The following is a 17,752-nucleotide window of genomic DNA, read 5'->3' as shown; positions in this document are numbered from 1 at the left end:
AGTCTCACTTATTTAGGCTATTTCCAATACCTTTTCTAGTCAGAAAAAGGCTGGACCTTCGCGATTCCAACCTCTTTTCAATCTTTATTTCCAGTTTAAAAGAGCATTCAAGCCATAGTGATCACTCACTTGTGGACTCTTATTACCATCAAATACGACATGTAAACTTTCCACCGCTAACTCCTTGGTAGTAAAAACATAGTCAATTCGAAGGGGTTCTGTATTCCCCTTCCAGCCATCAATTTCTGGTGGAACCGTATAGCTACCACTTTTCTCTTGAGCAACTTCAAAGGCGTCTTGTAAGCCTAATGGACTAGCTAAAATAGCTTGGTAGCCTTCCTGTCCAGCCGGATTGTTGAAATCTCCAGCTAGTAAAAGTGGCTTGCTCAATTCTTTCAAGACAGCCTCAAATCGTGCCCATTCTTCTTGGAACCCTTTATCCCACCAAGAAAGGTGAACACTAGCAACTGCAAGCTCCTTACCAGCAACTACAGTTTCAGCCAAGGCAACACGGCGAGTATGATAGTCTGTTGGATCATCCACATCTGAAACCAAAATTTCTCTGGCTTCAATCGGTGTTTTAGACAAGATAGCAACACCTTCATGGTAACGGTCATAACCGATATGGTTATAGGCCCAAGTCCAGTAGTAATCTTTCCCTTTCTCAGACAACTTTTCAACCAAGAGTCTAACATAATGGTCTTGATGAATAGGCTCTGCTGCTGGCAATACTTGATAAAAGTCGTTAACCTCCACCTCTGGCGAAGTGTTCTCCTGATTGATTTCTTGGAAACAAATCAAATCATAGTCCTTTTCAAGAATATCTTCAAGTAAAAGCTGGAATTTTTTCTCAGCTTCTTTTTCCATCCAGCTATGAGTATTGAGTGTTAAAAATTTCATGCTTTTCTCCTAAAACAAGAGGTTGGAAAACAGTTTCCAACCTCAAGTATATTACAATTCTACTTTAGCAACTGCTGTTTTAGCTGCAAGAGAACCTGTTTGTTCTAATTTAACTGATTTAATTGCGTCACCATTTGTGAAGACAACGACTGTTGAAGTTTCACGACCCGCTGCACGAATAGCATCCAAGTCAGCTGTAACAAGAAGATTACCTGCTGCAACTTTTTGTCCTTCCGCAACATGAACGGTAAATGGTTTTCCTTCAAGACTTACTGTGTCCAAACCAATGTGAACAAGCACTTCAAGACCTGCTTCAGTCACTAGACCAAGAGCATGTTTTGTAGGGAAGATGCTTGATACAGTACCTGTAACTGGAGATACAATATTTCCATTTGCAGGCTCTACTGCAAATCCATCACCCATCATTTTTTGAGCAAATACTGGATCTTTTACTTGTTCCAAAGCAACAACTTGACCGTCTGCTACTGAGTAAACTTCCTCAGTAAGACCTTTGAAGTGAACCGTGTTTTGTTGTGCTTCTGTCATTTGGCTTGGAAGAGTTTCAGGAATGATTTCACCTGAGTCAAGAATATCTTGGATATCAGATTTCAATACGTCAGCTTTTGGTCCGTAGATAGCTTGGACACCTTGTCCTTTCATAACAAGACCCATAGCTCCTTCAGCTTTCCATTGTTCCTCAGTACCAACGCAATCTGCATCTTTAACAGTTACACGAAGACGAGTCATACATGCGTCAACATCAACGATGTTTGCACGTCCACCAAGAAGGTTGATAATATTTACAGCTTGAGAACCTGCTGCAACTTTCACTTCACTGCTAGCTTCTTCTGAACCTTCAGCAGTTTCGTAGTTTCCGTTACGCCCTGGAGTTGCGTAGTTGAATTTTTGAATCATGAAGTTTGCAATAAAGTACATGATTACGGCAAAGAGAACAGTTACCCAAACGAAGTTAATGATATCCATACCGATACCAGCACTGATTGCAATAGGTGTCCGAGTCAAGAACTCGATTGAACCGAATGAGTGCATACGTAGGTTTACAACGTCAGCCATAGCGAAGGCAGCACCTTGAACAAGTGAGTAAACAAGATACATAGGTGTTGCGATGAACATGAACATGTATTCGATTGGTTCAGTAACCCCTGTCAAGAATGTTGCAAGAGCTGTTGCAATCATCATACCTTTGTATTTGTGTTTCTTGTCAGCATCGACATTACGGTAGATAGCCACAATCACACCCATCAAGATACCGAATGAACCGATCATTTGTCCAACTTTGAAACGAGCTGGATGTACTGTATCTAACAAGTGTTGGTATTGACTAGCATCAGTACCTTTAAGGTTTACAAGGTCTGTTACCCATGCAAGCCATAGTGGGTCTTGACCGAATACTTGAGTACCTTTAGCTGCACCAGTTAAAATGTCATAAGTACCACCAAGAGCTGTGTAGTTCATTGGGATTGTCAACATGTGGTGAAGACCAAATGGCAAGAGCAACCGTTCCAAAGTACCATACAAGAATGGTGCAAGGATTGGAGCAGTTTCTTGTGAGTTGGCAATCCAGATACCAAAGTTATTGATACCTGTTTGAACTACTGGCCAGAAGGCAGCAAGTAGAATCGCAGCAATCGCTGAACGAAGAATAACTACAAATGGTACGAAACGTTTCCCGTTGAAGAATGAAAGTGCATCAGGAAGTTTACGGAAGTTGTAGTATTTGTTGTAAGCAGTTGCCCCTACAAAACCTGAGATGATCCCTACGAATACACCCATGTTCAAGGCTGGAGCCTCAAGAACACTGATAAAGTAATCAGCAACTTTGATTGAACCACCAAAGAGAGTAGTTACCATAGCATCTGGATTTTTCAACATATCGCCTGATACACCAAAGATTGTACCAGTGATACGGTTAATCAATATGAAGGCAAGACCAGCGGCAAAAGCACCACCAGCACGTTCTTTAGCCCAGCTTCCTCCAATGGCTAGGGCAAACAAAATGTGAAGGTTACCGATAACCCCCCAACCGATTTGCTCAAGAATTCCACCTGTGATTACAAGTGGTGCAAAGGTTGGGTTAATCATCACGATAGACTTACCGATTGAAATCATCAAACCAGCAGCCGGCATAACCGCGATAACCACCATCAAAGCCTTACCGAATTTCTGCCAAAACTCGAAAGACAAGACATTTTTGAATGTATCTTTCATCATTCAAATCTCCTTTATTTTTATTTAGGCAAACGTTTTACGAAAACGTTTGTCTTTACTTGTTTATTAATTATACCACTTTTTTTTTTTGTAAAGGCTTTTATAAAAAATGCTCGTTTTTCTTAAATTGGTAATTTCTCAAAGTAACTTCCACTTTCTTGACCGAAGTGGAACTTAGTTTGGGAATTTAGCCAAGTCTTTGCTTTGACAGCATTAGGAGGATATGTCTCGCTGTTTTCGGATATAGTAATAAAGCTTTAGAATCACTGTTCCACTTGCCATCCCGATAGAAATGACCAGAGCCAACATAACTACTAGCGTTGCACTGGTAAGGGCATGGCTGTAATCGCCTGTCACAAAGAAAGCTGTCGTTCTATAGGATAGATAGCCGGGCACCAAGGGGGCAAGAATGGCCAAGACAAAGACCACTGCTGGCGTCTTATAGACAATACTTAAAATTTGGCTGATGCAAGAACCAACCACTGCTGCAATAAAGGTTGCAACAATAACATTGGTTGGTTCTTTGAGCACGAGGTAGAGGAGCCAGACACCCATTCCCAGAACACCACCAGGTAGGAGCATGGAGCGTTGAACATTCAGTACGATTAGAAAGGTGATAATGGCGAGTAAACTCGCTACTGCTTGGAGTAAAATACTTGTTAGAGTCATCTTATGTCATCAAAACTAGAGCGACGGAGGTACCGGCCCCTAAAGCGAGGGTAATGAGCAGGGATTCAAACATCTTGCTCATACCAGAGTTGATATGGTTGGTCATAATATCCCGAACTGCATTTGTCAGAGCAATCCCCGGAACAAAGGGCATGACGGCTCCCGCTATGATCAAGTCTGCCGTCGAAGGAAATCCTGTATAGCGGACCCAGAACTGGGCAATCAAGCCAAAAACAAAGGCCCCTGCAAAGGCGGTTACAAAAGGAATGCGGACAAACTTCTCCACATAGAGAGAGAAAGCAAAGCCAAGCAAGGTCGCAATGGCTGCACCAAAAGCATCATAGGTATTCCCCCCGAACATAATTGAGAAAAAAGGGGCACTGAGAGTTGCTGCAATAGTCACTTGGAACTTGGTATAAGGAAGAGCTTGATTTCTGATTTCCTTTAGCCTTTCAAAGGCTGTAGAGAGATCAATCTGCCCTCCGACAAACTCCCGTGATACTTGGTTCACATCGCAGACTTTTTCGATGTTGTAGGAGGAAGAAGTTACCCGTTTCATACGAGAAATATTGGTATTCTCAATAGAAAAGAAAATAGCTGCTGGCATGGCAAGAACGTTGCAATCCACTATTCCCTGTGAATGAGCGATACGGATCATGGTGTCCTCAACCCGATAAATCTCCGAACCGCTTTTTAAGAGAATGGTTCCAGCTAACATAATGACATCAATAACAGCATTCAACTCTCTTGATTCGTCCATTTTCTCCTCCTTTTCTGCTTCCTATATTTTATCACAAAAATCAATGAAAAAAACTAGGACAATAGTCTCTTATCCCAAAAAAGCAACGGATTTGCCGTTGCTTTTTTGCATGGTTACGATAGTCTTGGTAAAATAGAATTGCACAATACACCATTTAGAAAGGCTATCTCATGCATATTCACTATAACACAAATCAAACAACTTTACCACTAGAAATCCGTTTTTTCTTGCCACAAGACCATCTCGTCTTTGATATTGAAAAAGTGCTGAATACCTTGGAAGATAGTCCTTTCCCTCCTTCTATCATGCCTCTGCTCGCCCGTCTTAGCACCCTAAAATGCTTGTATCTACTCTTTTATTTGCCTCTTCACAAGGGATTTTCTCTGCTCGAAAAATTGAAAAAATGATGATTGAAAATCTCGCCATGCAGTACCTAACAGGGCAGTTGGTTGTTAGCTATCGCACCATCAAGCGTTTTCGTGTCGCCGAAGGGATGGAAGAACTCATTCGTGATCTTTTCATCGACCTCAATCTTCGTTTAAAAATGGAAGAGTTAGTGACCTTAGATTGTTTGTGTATTGACGGGACTAAGATTGAAGCCAATGCCAACAAGTATCGTTTCGTGTGGAAAAAGGCAAGGGACAAGTTTTCCGTCAAACTGCAAGAACAGATCCAGATGCCACTTTTATACGGATGAAAGAAGACCATATGAAAAATGGCCCACTCAAGGCTGCTTATCATCTTCAAATCGCTACTGAAAACCAATTTCTTCTTCACTATGATGTCTTCTCAAATCCGACAGATACCAAGACTCTTCTCCCCTTCCTTGAAACCTATCCACATGACCTAAAGACAGTTGTCGTAGATGCTGGATATGGAAGTGAAGAGAACCTCCTTCGTTTAGATGAAAAGGAGGTGAACCATCTGATGAAATATGCCATGTTTGATAAGGGACAGAAGAGAGGGGATACACAGTCAGCTAGAAACTTAGGGAATTGGTACTATAATGGCAAGGAGGATAGCTACACACATCCTGATGGCTGGTGTTATCGTTTTCGCCCTATCAAACATCAGAAAACAGAGACGGACTTTCAAGAGGAAATCAAGGTTTACTACGCTGATGAATCTGAATCAGCTCCTCAAAAGGGACTGTATATGAATGAAGGCTATCAGCACTTAAAAAATAAAGAATGCCAGGCGCTTTTATCTCCCCAAGGTAGACAGATTTTCGCTGTCTTTGGACAGATAAAGGCTTGTTTGGGGTACAAGAGAGGTAATCTGAGAGGGATGCGTCAAGTGAGAATTGACATGGGATTGGTACTTATGGCAAATAAGCTCCTAAAATACAATAAGAGAACGACTTAAAATGAAAAAGCTAGAGTTCTGCAATTGGGAATCTCTAGCTTTTTGTGGTTGAGAACTATTTTGTCCTAGGTTCTTCGTTTAATCTCGAGAACTCTCACGGGTTCCTTCACTATTTGATTGGCTAGTTGAAGGAGTATTCCCTTGTTGGTTCCCCTGATTTGGAGTTGTAGAAGAACCTTGGTTCCCACGCTGTGCAGAATTAGAAGATGAAATTGATGGTGGTGTTTTCGGTTTGTAGATGGAAAGTTTGATACGCGTGCTAGCAAGGTCAACCTTTTCACCCGCTTTTGGTGTTTGATCTACAACTGTACCTTCTGCTGTCCCTTCAGGAGCAGTCGAAACCTCGACAATCTCAATATTGGCCTCTTTTACACCGACAATCTGAGTCAAATTATTCTTTGTAAATTCGAGACTTGAACCAATATAACTTGGCATAGAAACGCTTGTTACTTTCTTAGCAACCGTTAAAGTAATTGTGCTGGCTTTTGAAAGTTCATAAGTCGTACCTGCCGCAGGACTTTGTCTGAGAATGGTTCCAGGTTCGCTTTCGCTGGATTCTTCCTCTTCCATCTTGATTAGATTTTCAGGAACCTTCTTCTCCTTGAGTTCAGCTACGACATCCGTATACTTGCGTCCAACATAATTGCTCAATTGGAAAGATTGCTTACCAGAAGAAACGATCAAATTAACCTTGGTTCCTTCTTTTCGGCTACTACCTGCTTCCGGATCGGTCCGAATAACGCGTCCTTCTGCTACAGTATCGCTGGCCTCTGACTTTTCTTCACCAGCTTCAAACTTGGATTTTTTAAGAGCTTCTTTTGCCTCTGCAACAGTTTGTCCACCCACGTCAGGAATAGCAATCGTTGCTGGTGTTCTGGACAAAATCCAGATTAAAGAGGCTGCAACTAATAGAAGACTAGCCAAAAGAATCATATAGCGAGCCTTAAACTTCCGCTTTTTAGTTGGCTTTTGCGTAGGCGCTTGCTCTGGGGTTAATTTCTTTGACTGAGGACGTTCTTCCTGCGCCGGAGCTTTTGGAATCGATGTCAGTGTACTTTGTGGAACTTTAGGTAAAGTCTTCGTATCCACCTTACTCGCATCGTCAAAGACCAGTTTCGGTTCATTCCGACGATTATAAGACAAGCTAGTTGACAAGTCTACATACATTTCGGAAACAGACTGATAGCGATCAGACAATTTCTTAGCAGTTGCCTTGATGACAACATTTTCCAAAGCCTGAGGGACAGATGGGTTTTCAGCAATGACCGACGGAAGTGGCTTCTGGAAATGCTGAAGGGCAATCGTAACCGCACTATCCCCATCATAAGGGATATGGCCTGTCAACATCTCATAGAAAATAATCCCCATGGCATAGATATCACTCTGCACAGTTGCCTTCGAACCACGCGCTTGCTCAGGTGACAAATAATGAACAGAACCTAACATTGAGTTTGTCTGGGTCAGACTGGTTTCCGCAAAGGCTACGGCAATCCCAAAGTCGGTAACTTTAGCAGTTCCATCTGGCGTCAAGAGGATATTTTGAGGTTTCAAATCTCGGTGAACAATTCCTCGAGCATGGGCTAAACGCATAGCCAAAAGAATCTGTCCCATAATCCGAACCGCCTCTTCATTTGAAAGAGGATAGTTTTCTTTGATATAACGCTTGAGGTCAAGTCCTGCTACGTATTCCATAGCTAGGTACTGTTGGCCATCTTCTTCACCGATATCTGTTATCCGAACGATATGAGGATGGTCTAGTTCTGCCATAGCTCTCGCTTCACGCTGAAAACGAGCTACAGCTATCGGGTCCGTCTGGTAGTTGGTTCTCAGGACCTTCACTGCCACTTCTTCTCCGTCTAGAATTAAATCCTTGGCCAAGTAAACATCTGCCATGCCTCCTCGACCAATCTGCTTGACAATCCGATACCGCCCGGCAAAATTCCTGCCGATTTGGATCATTCTGCCGCCTCCTCGTTCATGTAAACAAGGGCAACCGTAATGTTGTCTAAACCTCCTGCATTGTTAGCGAAACGAATGAGGGTGGCCGCCTTGTCTGCTAGGGAAATATCGCTGGTTACGATATCATAAATCTCGCTTGCCAAAATCATATTGGTCAAACCGTCACTATTGAGCAAGAGATAATCTCCTGACTCCAGTGTAATCATCCCAAAATCAGGCTGGATTTCATCTTTTTGTCCGATAGACTGTGTGATGATATTCTTTTGAGGGTGAGTTTCTGCCTCCTCTGGAGTCAATTGACCAGCCTTGAGCAATTCATTGACCAAGGAATGGTCACTCGTCAACTGGTGGTACTCTTCTCCACGAATCAAACCGATACGAGAATCTCCAATGTGAGCATAGATGGCTTGGTTATCAATAAACGCAACAGCTTCTAGCGTTGTTCCCATGCCTCTGTAGGCTTCGTCCTGACCTAGTTGATGAATTTTTTGATTTTCAATCTCCAGGTAGTGGGCAAACCACTCACGAACTTCATTGACTGAGTCAATTTGGGTATCCACCCAAGCTACACCGAGGTCTGTTACCGCCATCTCACTAGCGATATTTCCTGCACGGTGTCCTCCCATCCCGTCAGCCAAGATGATCATAGTGCGTCCTGCACGGTTGACAAAGTGATTGACATAGTCCTGATTATTTGTCCGTTTCTGACCAACATCTGTTAATAATGCTATTTCCATTGTGTCAGTTCCTTCCTATTCTGATATCTTGCGAAATTGGCTGATAAAGAATCCATCGCTTCCATACAATTCCGGAGTGATCAGGATACAGCCGTCTTTCAGGATATCTTTGCATTCGTGTTCTAGTTTAACCTGCTCGAACTCAGGATGACTTTCTAAAAACGCCTCAACGACTTGAAAATTCTCCTCTGAGACAATAGTACAGGTACTATACGTTATTATACCACCTTTGCGTAGTGTTTGACAAACACTACCTAATATTTCTAGCTGAATTTCTTGTAAGGACGCGAAATCTGCTGTTTCTTTATTGTATTTGATATCTGGTTTGCGGCGCAAAAGACCAATTCCTGAACAAGGAGCATCTACTAAAATCTTATCAAAAGAAGCCTGACCAAAAAACTCATGCACCTTTCTAGCGTCCAATTTTTGCCTTTGAACCCGATCTGCAACTCCCAGACGTTGAGCATTTTCTTGAATCAAGTCCAACTTGTGATCGTAAAGGTCCAGAGCAGTAACCTGACCTGTCGTGAGATAGGAAGCAATATGTACTGCTTTCCCACCTGGAGCCGCACAGGTATCAAGCACTCGCTCTTCACCTTGTAAATCAAGCGTCGGAGCAACCAACTGACTGGACTCGTCTTGGATGGTAATGGCTCCCTCCGCAAACAAATCATGAGCTGCAAAATGCCCCTGCTCCTTAATAAGACCAGAAGGAGACAAGCTTGAATCACTCGCCTCTAACAAGGCTTGAATTTCCTCTTTTCGGCTTAAGTCAGTCACACGAATACTAGCCTTGTTGCGCACCAAAAGGCTTTCAAAGATGGCTTGTGCTCGCTCTTCACCATATTCTTCCTTAAGTTTAGACACGAGCCAAACTGGGAGAGAATAGGCAATGGAGTCACGTTTATTTTTTCGTTTGATGCTGGCAATATCTGGCCACCCTTCACGCAAAATACGGCGTAGGACAGCGTTGACCAATTTTTCGCTGCCCTTTTTACGGAATTTGGCTAATTCAACTGCTTCATTAACCACAGCATGGTCTGGAATCTTATCCAGATAGCGGAGTTGGTAGGCGCTCATGAGAAGAAGGACATAGAGCCAGCTGTCTAACTGGTCTCTGTCTTCGATAAAGTGGGACAGGTACCATTCCAGAGTCAATTTACGGGTTACCGTTCCATAGACCAGCTCGGTTACCAAGCCCTTGTTTGCTGCTGAGAGTTGACTTCCCTTGAGATGCTTATTTAAGGCAATATTTGAGTATGCTTGATTGACAAAAACATCCTCTAGCACTGCTAGAGCTAGACTTCTAGCCGTTTCTACTTTAGTCACCAAATCCTTCTCCTACAGTTAATGTCCGTCCAACTCCGTTGAGGAAAGAAGCGATATCCATCTTAGGTTTACCTGCTGGCTGCACTTGCTTGAGAGACAAAGCTCCTTCTGCCGTTGCGACAATCAATTCTTTCTTACCGATAGAGAGGATTTCGCCTGGAGCTCCCTGACCTTCTACTGGTAGAGTTTCGTAAATCTTAAAGCGGTCTCCCTTGAGAAAAGTATGGGCCACAGGCCATGGATTCATGCCACGTATTTGGTTGAAGAGTTGGCGATTAGTCTTATTCCAATCCAACTTTTCTTCCTCTGGTTTGATATTTGGGGAGAAAGTGACTTGGCTTGGGTCCTGAGGCACAGGTTTGATCTCCCCAGCAATATAGGCAGGAAGGGTGTCCAAAAGCAAGTCACGACCAACAATCGCTAATTTCTCAAACAAGGTGCCGACATTGTCCTCATCTGTGATGGGAAGACTGCGACGAGAAATCATATCTCCTGCATCCATTTCCTTGACCATCTCCATAATGGTCACACCAGCTTCCTCATCCCCTTGAATCAAGGCATAATGAATGGGGGCGCCACCACGGTGTTTGGGAAGAAGGGAAGCATGAACGTTGACCGCAAAATCCATGCTATCAAGGAGTTTACTTGGAAGAAATTGCCCAAAAGCAGCAGTGATAATTCCATCTACTCCTAAATTCATAATGGCTTCCATCTCTGGACTTCCAGATAAGTTTTCAGGCTGGTAAATGGGAAGTCCTGCTTCTTTGGCAGCCTGCTTGACTGGGGTTTCTTGGATTACTTTTTTACGGCCGACAGCACGGTCTGGCTGGGTCACAACAGCTAGAATCTCATAACGGCCATCTGATAACAACCCCTTCAAAACTGTTGCTGAAAAATCGGGAGTCCCCATAAAGATTAGTTTTGTCATATCTTCTCCTTCTTATAAAAATTGCTGTGGCTCATGGTCAATGCTGAGACGGAGCTCACTATTTTCCCGTTCTTGAGTCAAGGCCAAGACCTGGTTGAGGGTCGCCCCCAGCTCATCTTCTAAACGGTATTTAATTAAAATCTGGTAATGATAGAGGTTGTGGGTACGGGCAATGGGTTTGGGCGTCGGTCCAAGGATATTACTGATTTCAGACAAACCTGACCGCAAAATGTTCATAACTTCATAGGCACGTTTAACCACCTCTTCTTCTTTCTTGTGAGAAAGGGTAATGCCAATCGTAAAATAGTAAGGTGGGTAACCAAGTTGTCGTCTGATTCCCATTTCATAGGCATAAAAGCCTTCGTAATCCTGATCCTTGGCAAATCTTATAGCATAGTGCTGAGGATTGTAAGACTGGATCAAGACCTGACCAGCTTTTTCAGCCCGGCCTGCCCGGCCTGCAACCTGAGTCAAGAGCTGGAAGGTTCTCTCAGAAGAACGGAAATCTGGTAGATTCAAGGCCGTATCCGCATTGAGCACTCCGACTAAAGTCACATTTGGAAAATCCAATCCCTTAGCAATCATCTGAGTTCCCAGCAAGATATCTGCTTCCCCTAGCCCAAACTGGTCAAGCAGAGCTTGGTGACTACCTTTCTTGCGGGTCGTATCCACATCCATGCGCAGAATGCGAGCCTGAGGAAAGAGCTCTGCCAGCTCATCATAGGCCTTTTGAGTCCCTGTTCCATAGTAACGAATACTGCGACTCTTACAGTTAGGACAGACCTGAGGAATGTCCTTCGAGAAACCACAATAATGGCAGTTCATGGTCTTGGTATCCATGTGCAAGGTCAAGGAAATGTCACAGTTAGGACAAGTATCCACCGTTCCACATTCCCGACACATGACAAAGCTAGAATAACCACGGCGATTGAGCATGAGGACTACCTGTTCTTTCTTATCCAGGTGATCTTGGATGGCCTCTAGTAAAGGAGGCGTAAAGTTTGACGTCTCATTCTGCCCGATATAGTCTCGAAAGTCAATCACTTGAACCTCAGGAATCGTGGCTAGAGGATTAGCACGTTGGGTCAGACGTAAATGTTGATAGACACCTTTTCCAGCCCGCGCACGGCTTTCTAAGCTCGGTGTCGCTGAGCCGAGAACTAGGGCTGCTTGATTGTACTGGGCCCGTAAAATGGCGACCTCTCTAGCATGGTACCGGGGATTGCTGTCTTGTTTGTAGCTAGCTTCATGCTCTTCGTCGATAATCATAACACCTAGATTTTTCAGAGGAGCAAAGATGGCTGATCTAGCACCAACAACAACTTGAGCGTCCCCACGCTCAACCTTGCGCCATTCGTCATACTTTTCACCATTGGATAGGCCTGAGTGAAGAATGGCCACTTGCTCACCAAAGCGAGCAATAAAACGCTCTGTCATTTGTGGAGTCAAGGAAATCTCAGGTACCAGCAAAATAGCTGTCTTGCCCTTGTCCAAGGCTCCTTGGATAATCTGCAAGTAAACCTCTGTCTTCCCACTTCCTGTAATCCCTTGAAGGAGGAAGGGAGGTTGATGACTACCAATAGCAAAGACAACCGCATCACGCGCCTGTCTTTGCTCTGGATTTAGTTCCAAAGGTGTACTAGCTTCAATGCCTTCAAAATAAGCAGCTGAGCGTTGCACTTCCTTTCGAACTATGGACACAGCTCCTTGCTTCACAAAGAAGTTGACTTGTTCCCGCGAGTAGGACTCTAACAAACTAGCCAAGGAAGCACTCTCTGGATGAGACAGCAAATAATCTCTCAATTCCAACTTTTTCTTGGCGCGCGCAGAAATCTCTACACCTTCTAACTGAACAAGGTCTACCTCATACCAAGACTGGGTCTTGACCTTCTTTTGATCAATCGCCTGATATTCTAGACCAAGCAGGCCTTTTCTAGTCAAACGCATCATTTCAGCTTGCTTACCTAAATCCAGAGAAGAAAAGGCAAGCGAATCTTCTGAACCAAACAAACGCTCTCGCTCTTCCTGACTCAAGCCTTCCAGAGGATAGAGAATTTTGTCATAGCTAGAATTCAGAAATCCCGGTAGCATGGCCTTGAGGATGGAGATTTTATAGGAAAAGACGGACTTGCGTAACTCCTCAGCCAGCCAGAGTTGTTCTTGCGTGAGAACAGGTGAAAAATCCAGCACTTCAGCAATATCTTTTAAATCTTGACTTGCCCCTTCTTCATCTGGTTGGAACTCCAAACCAAGAACAATCCCTTGAATCAGGCGATTCCCCTTACCAAAAGGTACATGGACCCGCATCCCAACTTCCAGCATTCCCTCAAATTCCTCAGGAATCCTATAACTATAGGGTTGGTCCGTCTGCATCAAAGGCACATCCACAATAATCTTGGCTATAGCCATCTTCTCACCTCCTCCTTGTCAGTATATTCTTGCAATAGAAAAAATAAGATTGAGTCCCCCCAACCTTAAATTTTTTCACCATCTTCTTTTTCTTTAGCGATTTGCTCTTTGATTTTCTTTTCTTCTTCTTCTTTGCGACGTTTTTCTTCTTCGATACGGCGACGCACTGCTTCACGTTTTCCTTCTGGATCTGGGTGAATTGTAACGTTTCCTGATTCGATTTCTTCTAAAGCGCGAAGAGTTGATTTTTCAGACTTGAAACCTTGAGTTGCTGGCGCACCTGCTTCCAATTCGTGGGCACGTTTTGCTTCCAAGATTACGAGTGAATATTTTGAAGGAACCTTGTCGAGCAAGGTATCAATAGAGGGTTTTAACATCATTTGCTTGTACCTATTTTCTAAATTTTATTGGGTAGTTGGAGATTTTGGTAACATCTCCTGATAGTGACCAATGACACGATCCACACGGAAGTGCTCTGCTTCGATCACACGTTTGACACGCTCAGCAGCTAGGGGCACCTGATCGTTGACAATCGCATAGTCATACTCTCGCATGAGGGCAATTTCTTCCTTGGCTTTTTCGATTCGTTGGGCAATCACTTCAGCGCTATCTGTTCCACGACCTACCAAACGATCTTGTAATTCATCCAAATCTGGTGGTGTCAGAAAGATAAAGACAGCATCTGGAACCTTTTTCTTGACCTGAAGAGCGCCTTGAACTTCAATTTCAAGGAACACATCAATTCCCTTGTCCAAGGTTTCATTGACATAGGTCAGAGGCGTTCCATAGTAGTTGCCGACATATTCTGCGTATTCCAACATCTGACCTTGACGAATCAGCTCTTCAAACTCTTCACAAGTACGGAAGAAATAGTCAACACCGTCCACTTCTCCAGGACGTTGTGCGCGTGTCGTCATCGATACAGAGTATTGAAATTGGTTTTCAGAACTCTCAAAAATCTCTCTTCTAACCGTTCCTTTTCCAACCCCTGAAGGACCAGAAAAAACGATTAGTAAGCCTCGGTCTGCCATTGTATCTCCTTTTAGTCAGTCTGTAAAAATAAAATAAGATTTCCCTTCAGGTAGTAGCATTTTGCGCAAACTATCCTTCTACAGTCTTTCTATCTAGTGTAACAAAAAAGCAGTAATTTTTCAACTGCTCTTTCTTATTTATTTAGCATAATCTACTGCACGAAGTTCACGAATCACGGTTACCTTGATATTTCCTGGGTAATCGAGATTATTTTCAATTTTCTCACGAACTTTGTGAGCCAAGATTGTGACTTTATCGTCCTTGATTTGTCCTGGATTGACCATGATACGGATTTCACGTCCTGCTTGAAGGGCAAAGCTAGTTTGTACTCCTTCAAAGCCGTTAGCAATTTCTTCCAAATCATGAAGACGCTTGATGTAGCTTTCAAGAGACTCACTACGAGCACCTGGACGCGCTGCACTCAAGGCATCTGCTGCAGCGACGATTACTGCAATCACGCTTTCCGCTTCGACGTCACCGTGGTGGCTAGCAATGGTATTCACCACAACTGGATGTTCCTTGTACTTGCGTGCCAATTCCATACCGATTTCAACGTGGCTACCTTCAACTTCACGGTCAATGGCTTTTCCGATATCGTGAAGGAATCCTGCACGACGGGCAAGGGCCGCATTTTCTCCAAGCTCGCTGGCCATAATACCAGCCAATTTAGCAACCTCAATCGAATGACGCAAGACATTTTGTCCATAAGAAGTACGGAACTGCAAACGTCCCATAATTTTCATCAAGTCTGGATGAAGGTTTGGCGCACCGATTTCATAGGCAGCAGCCTCACCGTATTCACGGATCTTATTGTCAATCTCTTGACGGTTTTTCTCAACCAAGTCTTCAATACGAGCTGGGTGAATACGACCATCTTTGAGCAACATTTCCATAGTCATACGGGCAATCTCACGACGAATCGGATCAAATCCTGACAAGGTCACTACTTCTGGCGTATCGTCGATAATCACATCGACCCCTGTCAAACTTTCAAAGGTACGAATGTTACGACCTTCACGACCAATAATGCGTCCCTTCATAGTATCGTCTGGCAGATGGACTGTTGAGTTGGTTGACTCCGCCACATATTCACCAGCGATACGTTGCATGGCTTGAACTAGGATGTCCTTGGCCATTTTGTCAGAACGTTCCTTGACCTCTTGCTCAGCTTCGCGAATGCGGCTAGCAATCTCCTTGGTCAAGTTTTCCTCTGTCTGAGCCAAGATGATATCTCGTGCTTCTGCCTGAGACAGAGCACCAATACACTCTAGTTCTGCTTCTTTTTGTCTTTCGACTTCCTCTAATTGCTCTTCACGCGCATCAAGGTTTTTCGCTCTATCAGAAATACTTTGTTCTTTTTGTTCAAGTGTTTGTTCTTTACTCGTCAAATTGTCGTCCTTACGGTCGAGGCTAGTAGCTCTCTCTGTCAAACGACTTTCGATTTGTTTGAGTTCTTGACGTTCTGATTTGAATTCAGCGTCCACTTCTTCACGGTATTTTCTGGCTTCTTCTTTGGCCTCCAATAGTGCTTCTTTTTTAAGAGACTTGCTTTCACGTTTGGCTTCATTAACAAGTAAATCCGCTTCACGTTCAGCTTGTCCACGTAAATTAGTTGCTTCTTGTTCAGCATTTAAAAGCATCAACTCTGCAGCTTCCTGAGATGATTTCATCTTGGCTGAGATGCTGACATATCCAATGACTAAACCAATGATGACGGCAAAAACAGCAATCGCAAGTGTCATGATTTCCATGTTTTTACCTCATTAAATTTGTTTATCGAATGACACACATTCTTTAATATTCTATCATAAAAAACCGATTTCCACAAACCCAAATTGAAGAGTTTTGTGTGATTTCTTGAAGAAATTCCTTGGATTTTCAAGCAAAATTAAGAATCTTTTAAAATTTACATTTCCACGAAAAACGAAGCAAAAAAGCCCACCTTTCAGTAGACTTAGTTTGATTCTATTCTAATCGGTACTCTGCCGAAATTCTGCTCTGCTATACTTGGATTTCCTAGTTGGTAAATCTGGTCTGCCTTTTGACTCATGGCATCCCAAGGTTCTTTACCAATTCGGCTGACTAGATTGACCTGCCCTTTCAGAGACTTGAGATGTTGTCTGCCTTTTTCGGTAAAACCAAGGACATGAATGCCTGCTGGTAAGTCACTTTCTCTGGTCTGCACCAAGATATAGGTCAAGAGACGTCTGACACGCGCCTTGGTGTACCGCTTGGTCGCAACCACCTCGATCAATTCTTCTACCGATTGGGCTGTCTTAATAGCATCCTTAATACGCACAGCCATTTCTTGATTGACCTGATAGATGGTGGTTAGGCCTGGATTTGACAAGATTTGATAGCGGAGTAAGGAAAAATAATCATCCCAGCTCACCTTACTAGCCTGCTCAAAATGGATAATAGAAGGCATAAAACGTTCTAAGAAATCTTTGTCATTCTGATGCTGACGGAGGGCTGTCGCCGAGGCAAAGTCCACATCTTTATCCACAGAATGGTAACCAGCCCCCTGACGCTGAATCGGATGGAGTTTGATGTTTCGTCCAGCAACTGCCTTAGCATAAGCAAGAGCAAGGACATGATTGGGCGTATTTCCTGAAAAATCAAGCCCTGCAAATTCCTTCCACATGACTTGGGTCTTCTGGGGATAAGAGAGGGAATCAGGCAGATTATCCACAAATTTCTCCATCTCAGCACCTTGCTCTGTGCATAAGTCAGCGATTTTCTGGTAATCAAGAGCTTCCTCTGTCCCAAAAGTTAGGGTATTAATACCCAACCGAGCCAAGATATCCACAGATCCTTGACCAAAGAAATCAGCCGCCTGAACACTGACTAAAAAGGGCAATTCCACTACTAAATCCGCTCCGTTTTCCAACGCCATCTGGGTCCGTATCCACTTGTCCACGATAGCAGGCTCTCCACGCTGCATGAAATTCCCTGACATGGCAACGATTTTCAGTCCCTCTGCCTGATCCAGCAGGTATTTATGGCCATTATGAAAAGGATTGAACTCCGCGATAATACCTGTGATGGTCATCTGTATTGCCTCCGTTAATAATAGCTAATAATTTCTTCCACTATACGGATAACGTTTAGGTTTTCTACTTGCAACACCTTTATTTATAGTGGTTAGAAATTTTATAATAATTCTTGAACAAGTCATACATCCTGCAATAAATATAGGAATTATTGTATACGAATCAATCTGACTATTGTTTAAATCTTCCAATAAAAGAAAATACGCTCCAACTATTAAAATAAACAAAAGCATAATTGTAATAAATTGAAGCCATTTAGAAAAATAATTGAAAACATCTTTTGTTATCTTAGGTTCTCTCTTTGTAATAAATTTCAACAGATAGGGTGAAACAAATAAAAATAAGATCATAATTAATATTATTAATTGATAATCCGATATTG

16 protein-coding genes are annotated in these 17,752 nt (G+C 43.1%); 2 read left to right on the top strand and 14 right to left on the bottom strand.

What is annotated here, in order from left to right; genetic code table 11:
- Window positions 1-84: 84 nt before the first annotated feature.
- From OVN21_RS00080 to OVN21_RS00065, 4 genes are all read right to left on the bottom strand, one after another.
- The gene (locus OVN21_RS00080; protein WP_267246798.1) at window positions 85-900 is read right to left on the bottom strand and encodes an endonuclease/exonuclease/phosphatase family protein; all 816 of its coding nucleotides are present in this window, start codon (window positions 898-900) and stop codon (window positions 85-87) included.
- A 51-nt stretch (window positions 901-951) separates the two neighbouring features.
- The gene (locus OVN21_RS00075; RefSeq protein ID WP_267246797.1) at window positions 952-3,132 is read right to left on the bottom strand and encodes a PTS transporter subunit IIBC; all 2,181 of its coding nucleotides are present in this window, start codon (window positions 3,130-3,132) and stop codon (window positions 952-954) included.
- Window positions 3,133-3,342: 210 nt separating this feature from the next.
- Entirely contained in the window at window positions 3,343-3,798 is a 456-nt protein-coding gene (locus OVN21_RS00070) for a threonine/serine exporter family protein (protein WP_267246796.1), read from the bottom strand.
- Window position 3,799: 1 nt separating this feature from the next.
- Window positions 3,800-4,558, bottom strand: coding sequence for a threonine/serine exporter family protein (locus tag OVN21_RS00065; RefSeq protein ID WP_267246795.1), 759 nt, complete (start codon window positions 4,556-4,558; stop codon window positions 3,800-3,802).
- 337 nt (window positions 4,559-4,895) lie between these two features.
- Here OVN21_RS00065 and OVN21_RS00060 point away from each other — a divergent pair, with 337 nt between their 5' ends.
- Window positions 4,896-5,255, top strand: coding sequence for a transposase (locus tag OVN21_RS00060; protein WP_267246794.1), 360 nt, complete (start codon window positions 4,896-4,898; stop codon window positions 5,253-5,255).
- Window positions 5,256-5,266: 11 nt separating this feature from the next.
- Window positions 5,267-5,923: a transposase gene (locus tag OVN21_RS00055; protein WP_267246793.1), complete on the top strand. Its 657-nt coding sequence runs from the start codon at window positions 5,267-5,269 to the stop codon at window positions 5,921-5,923.
- Between the two features lie 78 nt (window positions 5,924-6,001).
- On the opposite strand, the gene pknB is transcribed toward OVN21_RS00055, so the two are convergent.
- From pknB to OVN21_RS00005, 10 genes are all read right to left on the bottom strand, one after another.
- On the bottom strand, window positions 6,002-7,882 hold the full coding sequence (gene pknB / locus OVN21_RS00050; protein ID WP_267246792.1) for a Stk1 family PASTA domain-containing Ser/Thr kinase: 1,881 nt from the start codon (window positions 7,880-7,882) through the stop codon (window positions 6,002-6,004).
- Window positions 7,879-8,619 (bottom strand): Stp1/IreP family PP2C-type Ser/Thr phosphatase, encoded by a 741-nt coding sequence (locus OVN21_RS00045; protein WP_267246791.1) that lies wholly within the window; start codon window positions 8,617-8,619, stop codon window positions 7,879-7,881. Before OVN21_RS00045 ends, pknB begins: the two co-directional genes overlap by 4 nt.
- 15 nt (window positions 8,620-8,634) lie before the next feature.
- On the bottom strand, window positions 8,635-9,948 hold the full coding sequence (gene rsmB, locus OVN21_RS00040) for a 16S rRNA (cytosine(967)-C(5))-methyltransferase RsmB (protein WP_267246790.1): 1,314 nt from the start codon (window positions 9,946-9,948) through the stop codon (window positions 8,635-8,637).
- Complete coding sequence (fmt, locus tag OVN21_RS00035; RefSeq protein WP_267246789.1) at window positions 9,941-10,876, bottom strand: methionyl-tRNA formyltransferase; 936 nt, start codon at window positions 10,874-10,876, stop codon at window positions 9,941-9,943. Before fmt ends, rsmB begins: the two co-directional genes overlap by 8 nt.
- A gap of 12 nt (window positions 10,877-10,888) precedes the next feature.
- The gene (locus OVN21_RS00030; protein ID WP_267246788.1) at window positions 10,889-13,285 is read right to left on the bottom strand and encodes a primosomal protein N'; all 2,397 of its coding nucleotides are present in this window, start codon (window positions 13,283-13,285) and stop codon (window positions 10,889-10,891) included.
- A gap of 65 nt (window positions 13,286-13,350) precedes the next feature.
- Window positions 13,351-13,665 (bottom strand): DNA-directed RNA polymerase subunit omega, encoded by a 315-nt coding sequence (gene rpoZ, locus OVN21_RS00025; protein WP_000979235.1) that lies wholly within the window; start codon window positions 13,663-13,665, stop codon window positions 13,351-13,353.
- A 24-nt stretch (window positions 13,666-13,689) separates the two neighbouring features.
- Complete coding sequence (gene gmk / locus OVN21_RS00020; protein ID WP_267246787.1) at window positions 13,690-14,316, bottom strand: guanylate kinase; 627 nt, start codon at window positions 14,314-14,316, stop codon at window positions 13,690-13,692.
- Between the two features lie 138 nt (window positions 14,317-14,454).
- Window positions 14,455-16,068 (bottom strand): ribonuclease Y, encoded by a 1,614-nt coding sequence (locus OVN21_RS00015; protein ID WP_267246786.1) that lies wholly within the window; start codon window positions 16,066-16,068, stop codon window positions 14,455-14,457.
- Window positions 16,069-16,271: 203 nt separating this feature from the next.
- On the bottom strand, window positions 16,272-17,369 hold the full coding sequence (locus tag OVN21_RS00010) for a nucleotidyltransferase (RefSeq protein WP_267246785.1): 1,098 nt from the start codon (window positions 17,367-17,369) through the stop codon (window positions 16,272-16,274).
- A gap of 24 nt (window positions 17,370-17,393) precedes the next feature.
- Window positions 17,394-17,752, bottom strand: a 359-nt coding sequence (locus OVN21_RS00005; protein WP_267246784.1) for a hypothetical protein, incomplete at its 5' end; no start/stop codon positions are given.

The sequence above is a fragment of the Streptococcus sp. Marseille-Q5986 genome (assembly GCF_946902915.1).
Lineage (GTDB): Bacteria > Bacillota > Bacilli > Lactobacillales > Streptococcaceae > Streptococcus.
The sequence above is the reverse complement of the archived record's forward strand: the minus strand, read 5'-3'. Positions and strand labels throughout refer to the sequence as shown.

Coding starts and splice junctions, on each gene's coding strand:
- OVN21_RS00080 (WP_267246798.1), bottom strand. CDS start 900: ATGAAATTTTTAACACTCAATACTCATAGCTGGATGGAAAAAGAAGCT.
- OVN21_RS00075 (WP_267246797.1), bottom strand. CDS start 3,132: ATGATGAAAGATACATTCAAAAATGTCTTGTCTTTCGAGTTTTGGCAG.
- OVN21_RS00070 (WP_267246796.1), bottom strand. CDS start 3,798: ATGACTCTAACAAGTATTTTACTCCAAGCAGTAGCGAGTTTACTCGCC.
- OVN21_RS00065 (WP_267246795.1), bottom strand. CDS start 4,558: ATGGACGAATCAAGAGAGTTGAATGCTGTTATTGATGTCATTATGTTA.
- OVN21_RS00060 (WP_267246794.1), top strand. CDS start 4,896: ATGCTTGTATCTACTCTTTTATTTGCCTCTTCACAAGGGATTTTCTCT.
- OVN21_RS00055 (WP_267246793.1), top strand. CDS start 5,267: ATGAAAAATGGCCCACTCAAGGCTGCTTATCATCTTCAAATCGCTACT.
- pknB (WP_267246792.1), bottom strand. CDS start 7,882: ATGATCCAAATCGGCAGGAATTTTGCCGGGCGGTATCGGATTGTCAAG.
- OVN21_RS00045 (WP_267246791.1), bottom strand. CDS start 8,619: ATGGAAATAGCATTATTAACAGATGTTGGTCAGAAACGGACAAATAAT.
- fmt (WP_267246789.1), bottom strand. CDS start 10,876: ATGACAAAACTAATCTTTATGGGGACTCCCGATTTTTCAGCAACAGTT.
- OVN21_RS00030 (WP_267246788.1), bottom strand. CDS start 13,285: ATGGCTATAGCCAAGATTATTGTGGATGTGCCTTTGATGCAGACGGAC.
- rpoZ (WP_000979235.1), bottom strand. CDS start 13,665: ATGATGTTAAAACCCTCTATTGATACCTTGCTCGACAAGGTTCCTTCA.
- gmk (WP_267246787.1), bottom strand. CDS start 14,316: ATGGCAGACCGAGGCTTACTAATCGTTTTTTCTGGTCCTTCAGGGGTT.
- OVN21_RS00015 (WP_267246786.1), bottom strand. CDS start 16,068: ATGGAAATCATGACACTTGCGATTGCTGTTTTTGCCGTCATCATTGGT.
- OVN21_RS00010 (WP_267246785.1), bottom strand. CDS start 17,369: ATGACCATCACAGGTATTATCGCGGAGTTCAATCCTTTTCATAATGGC.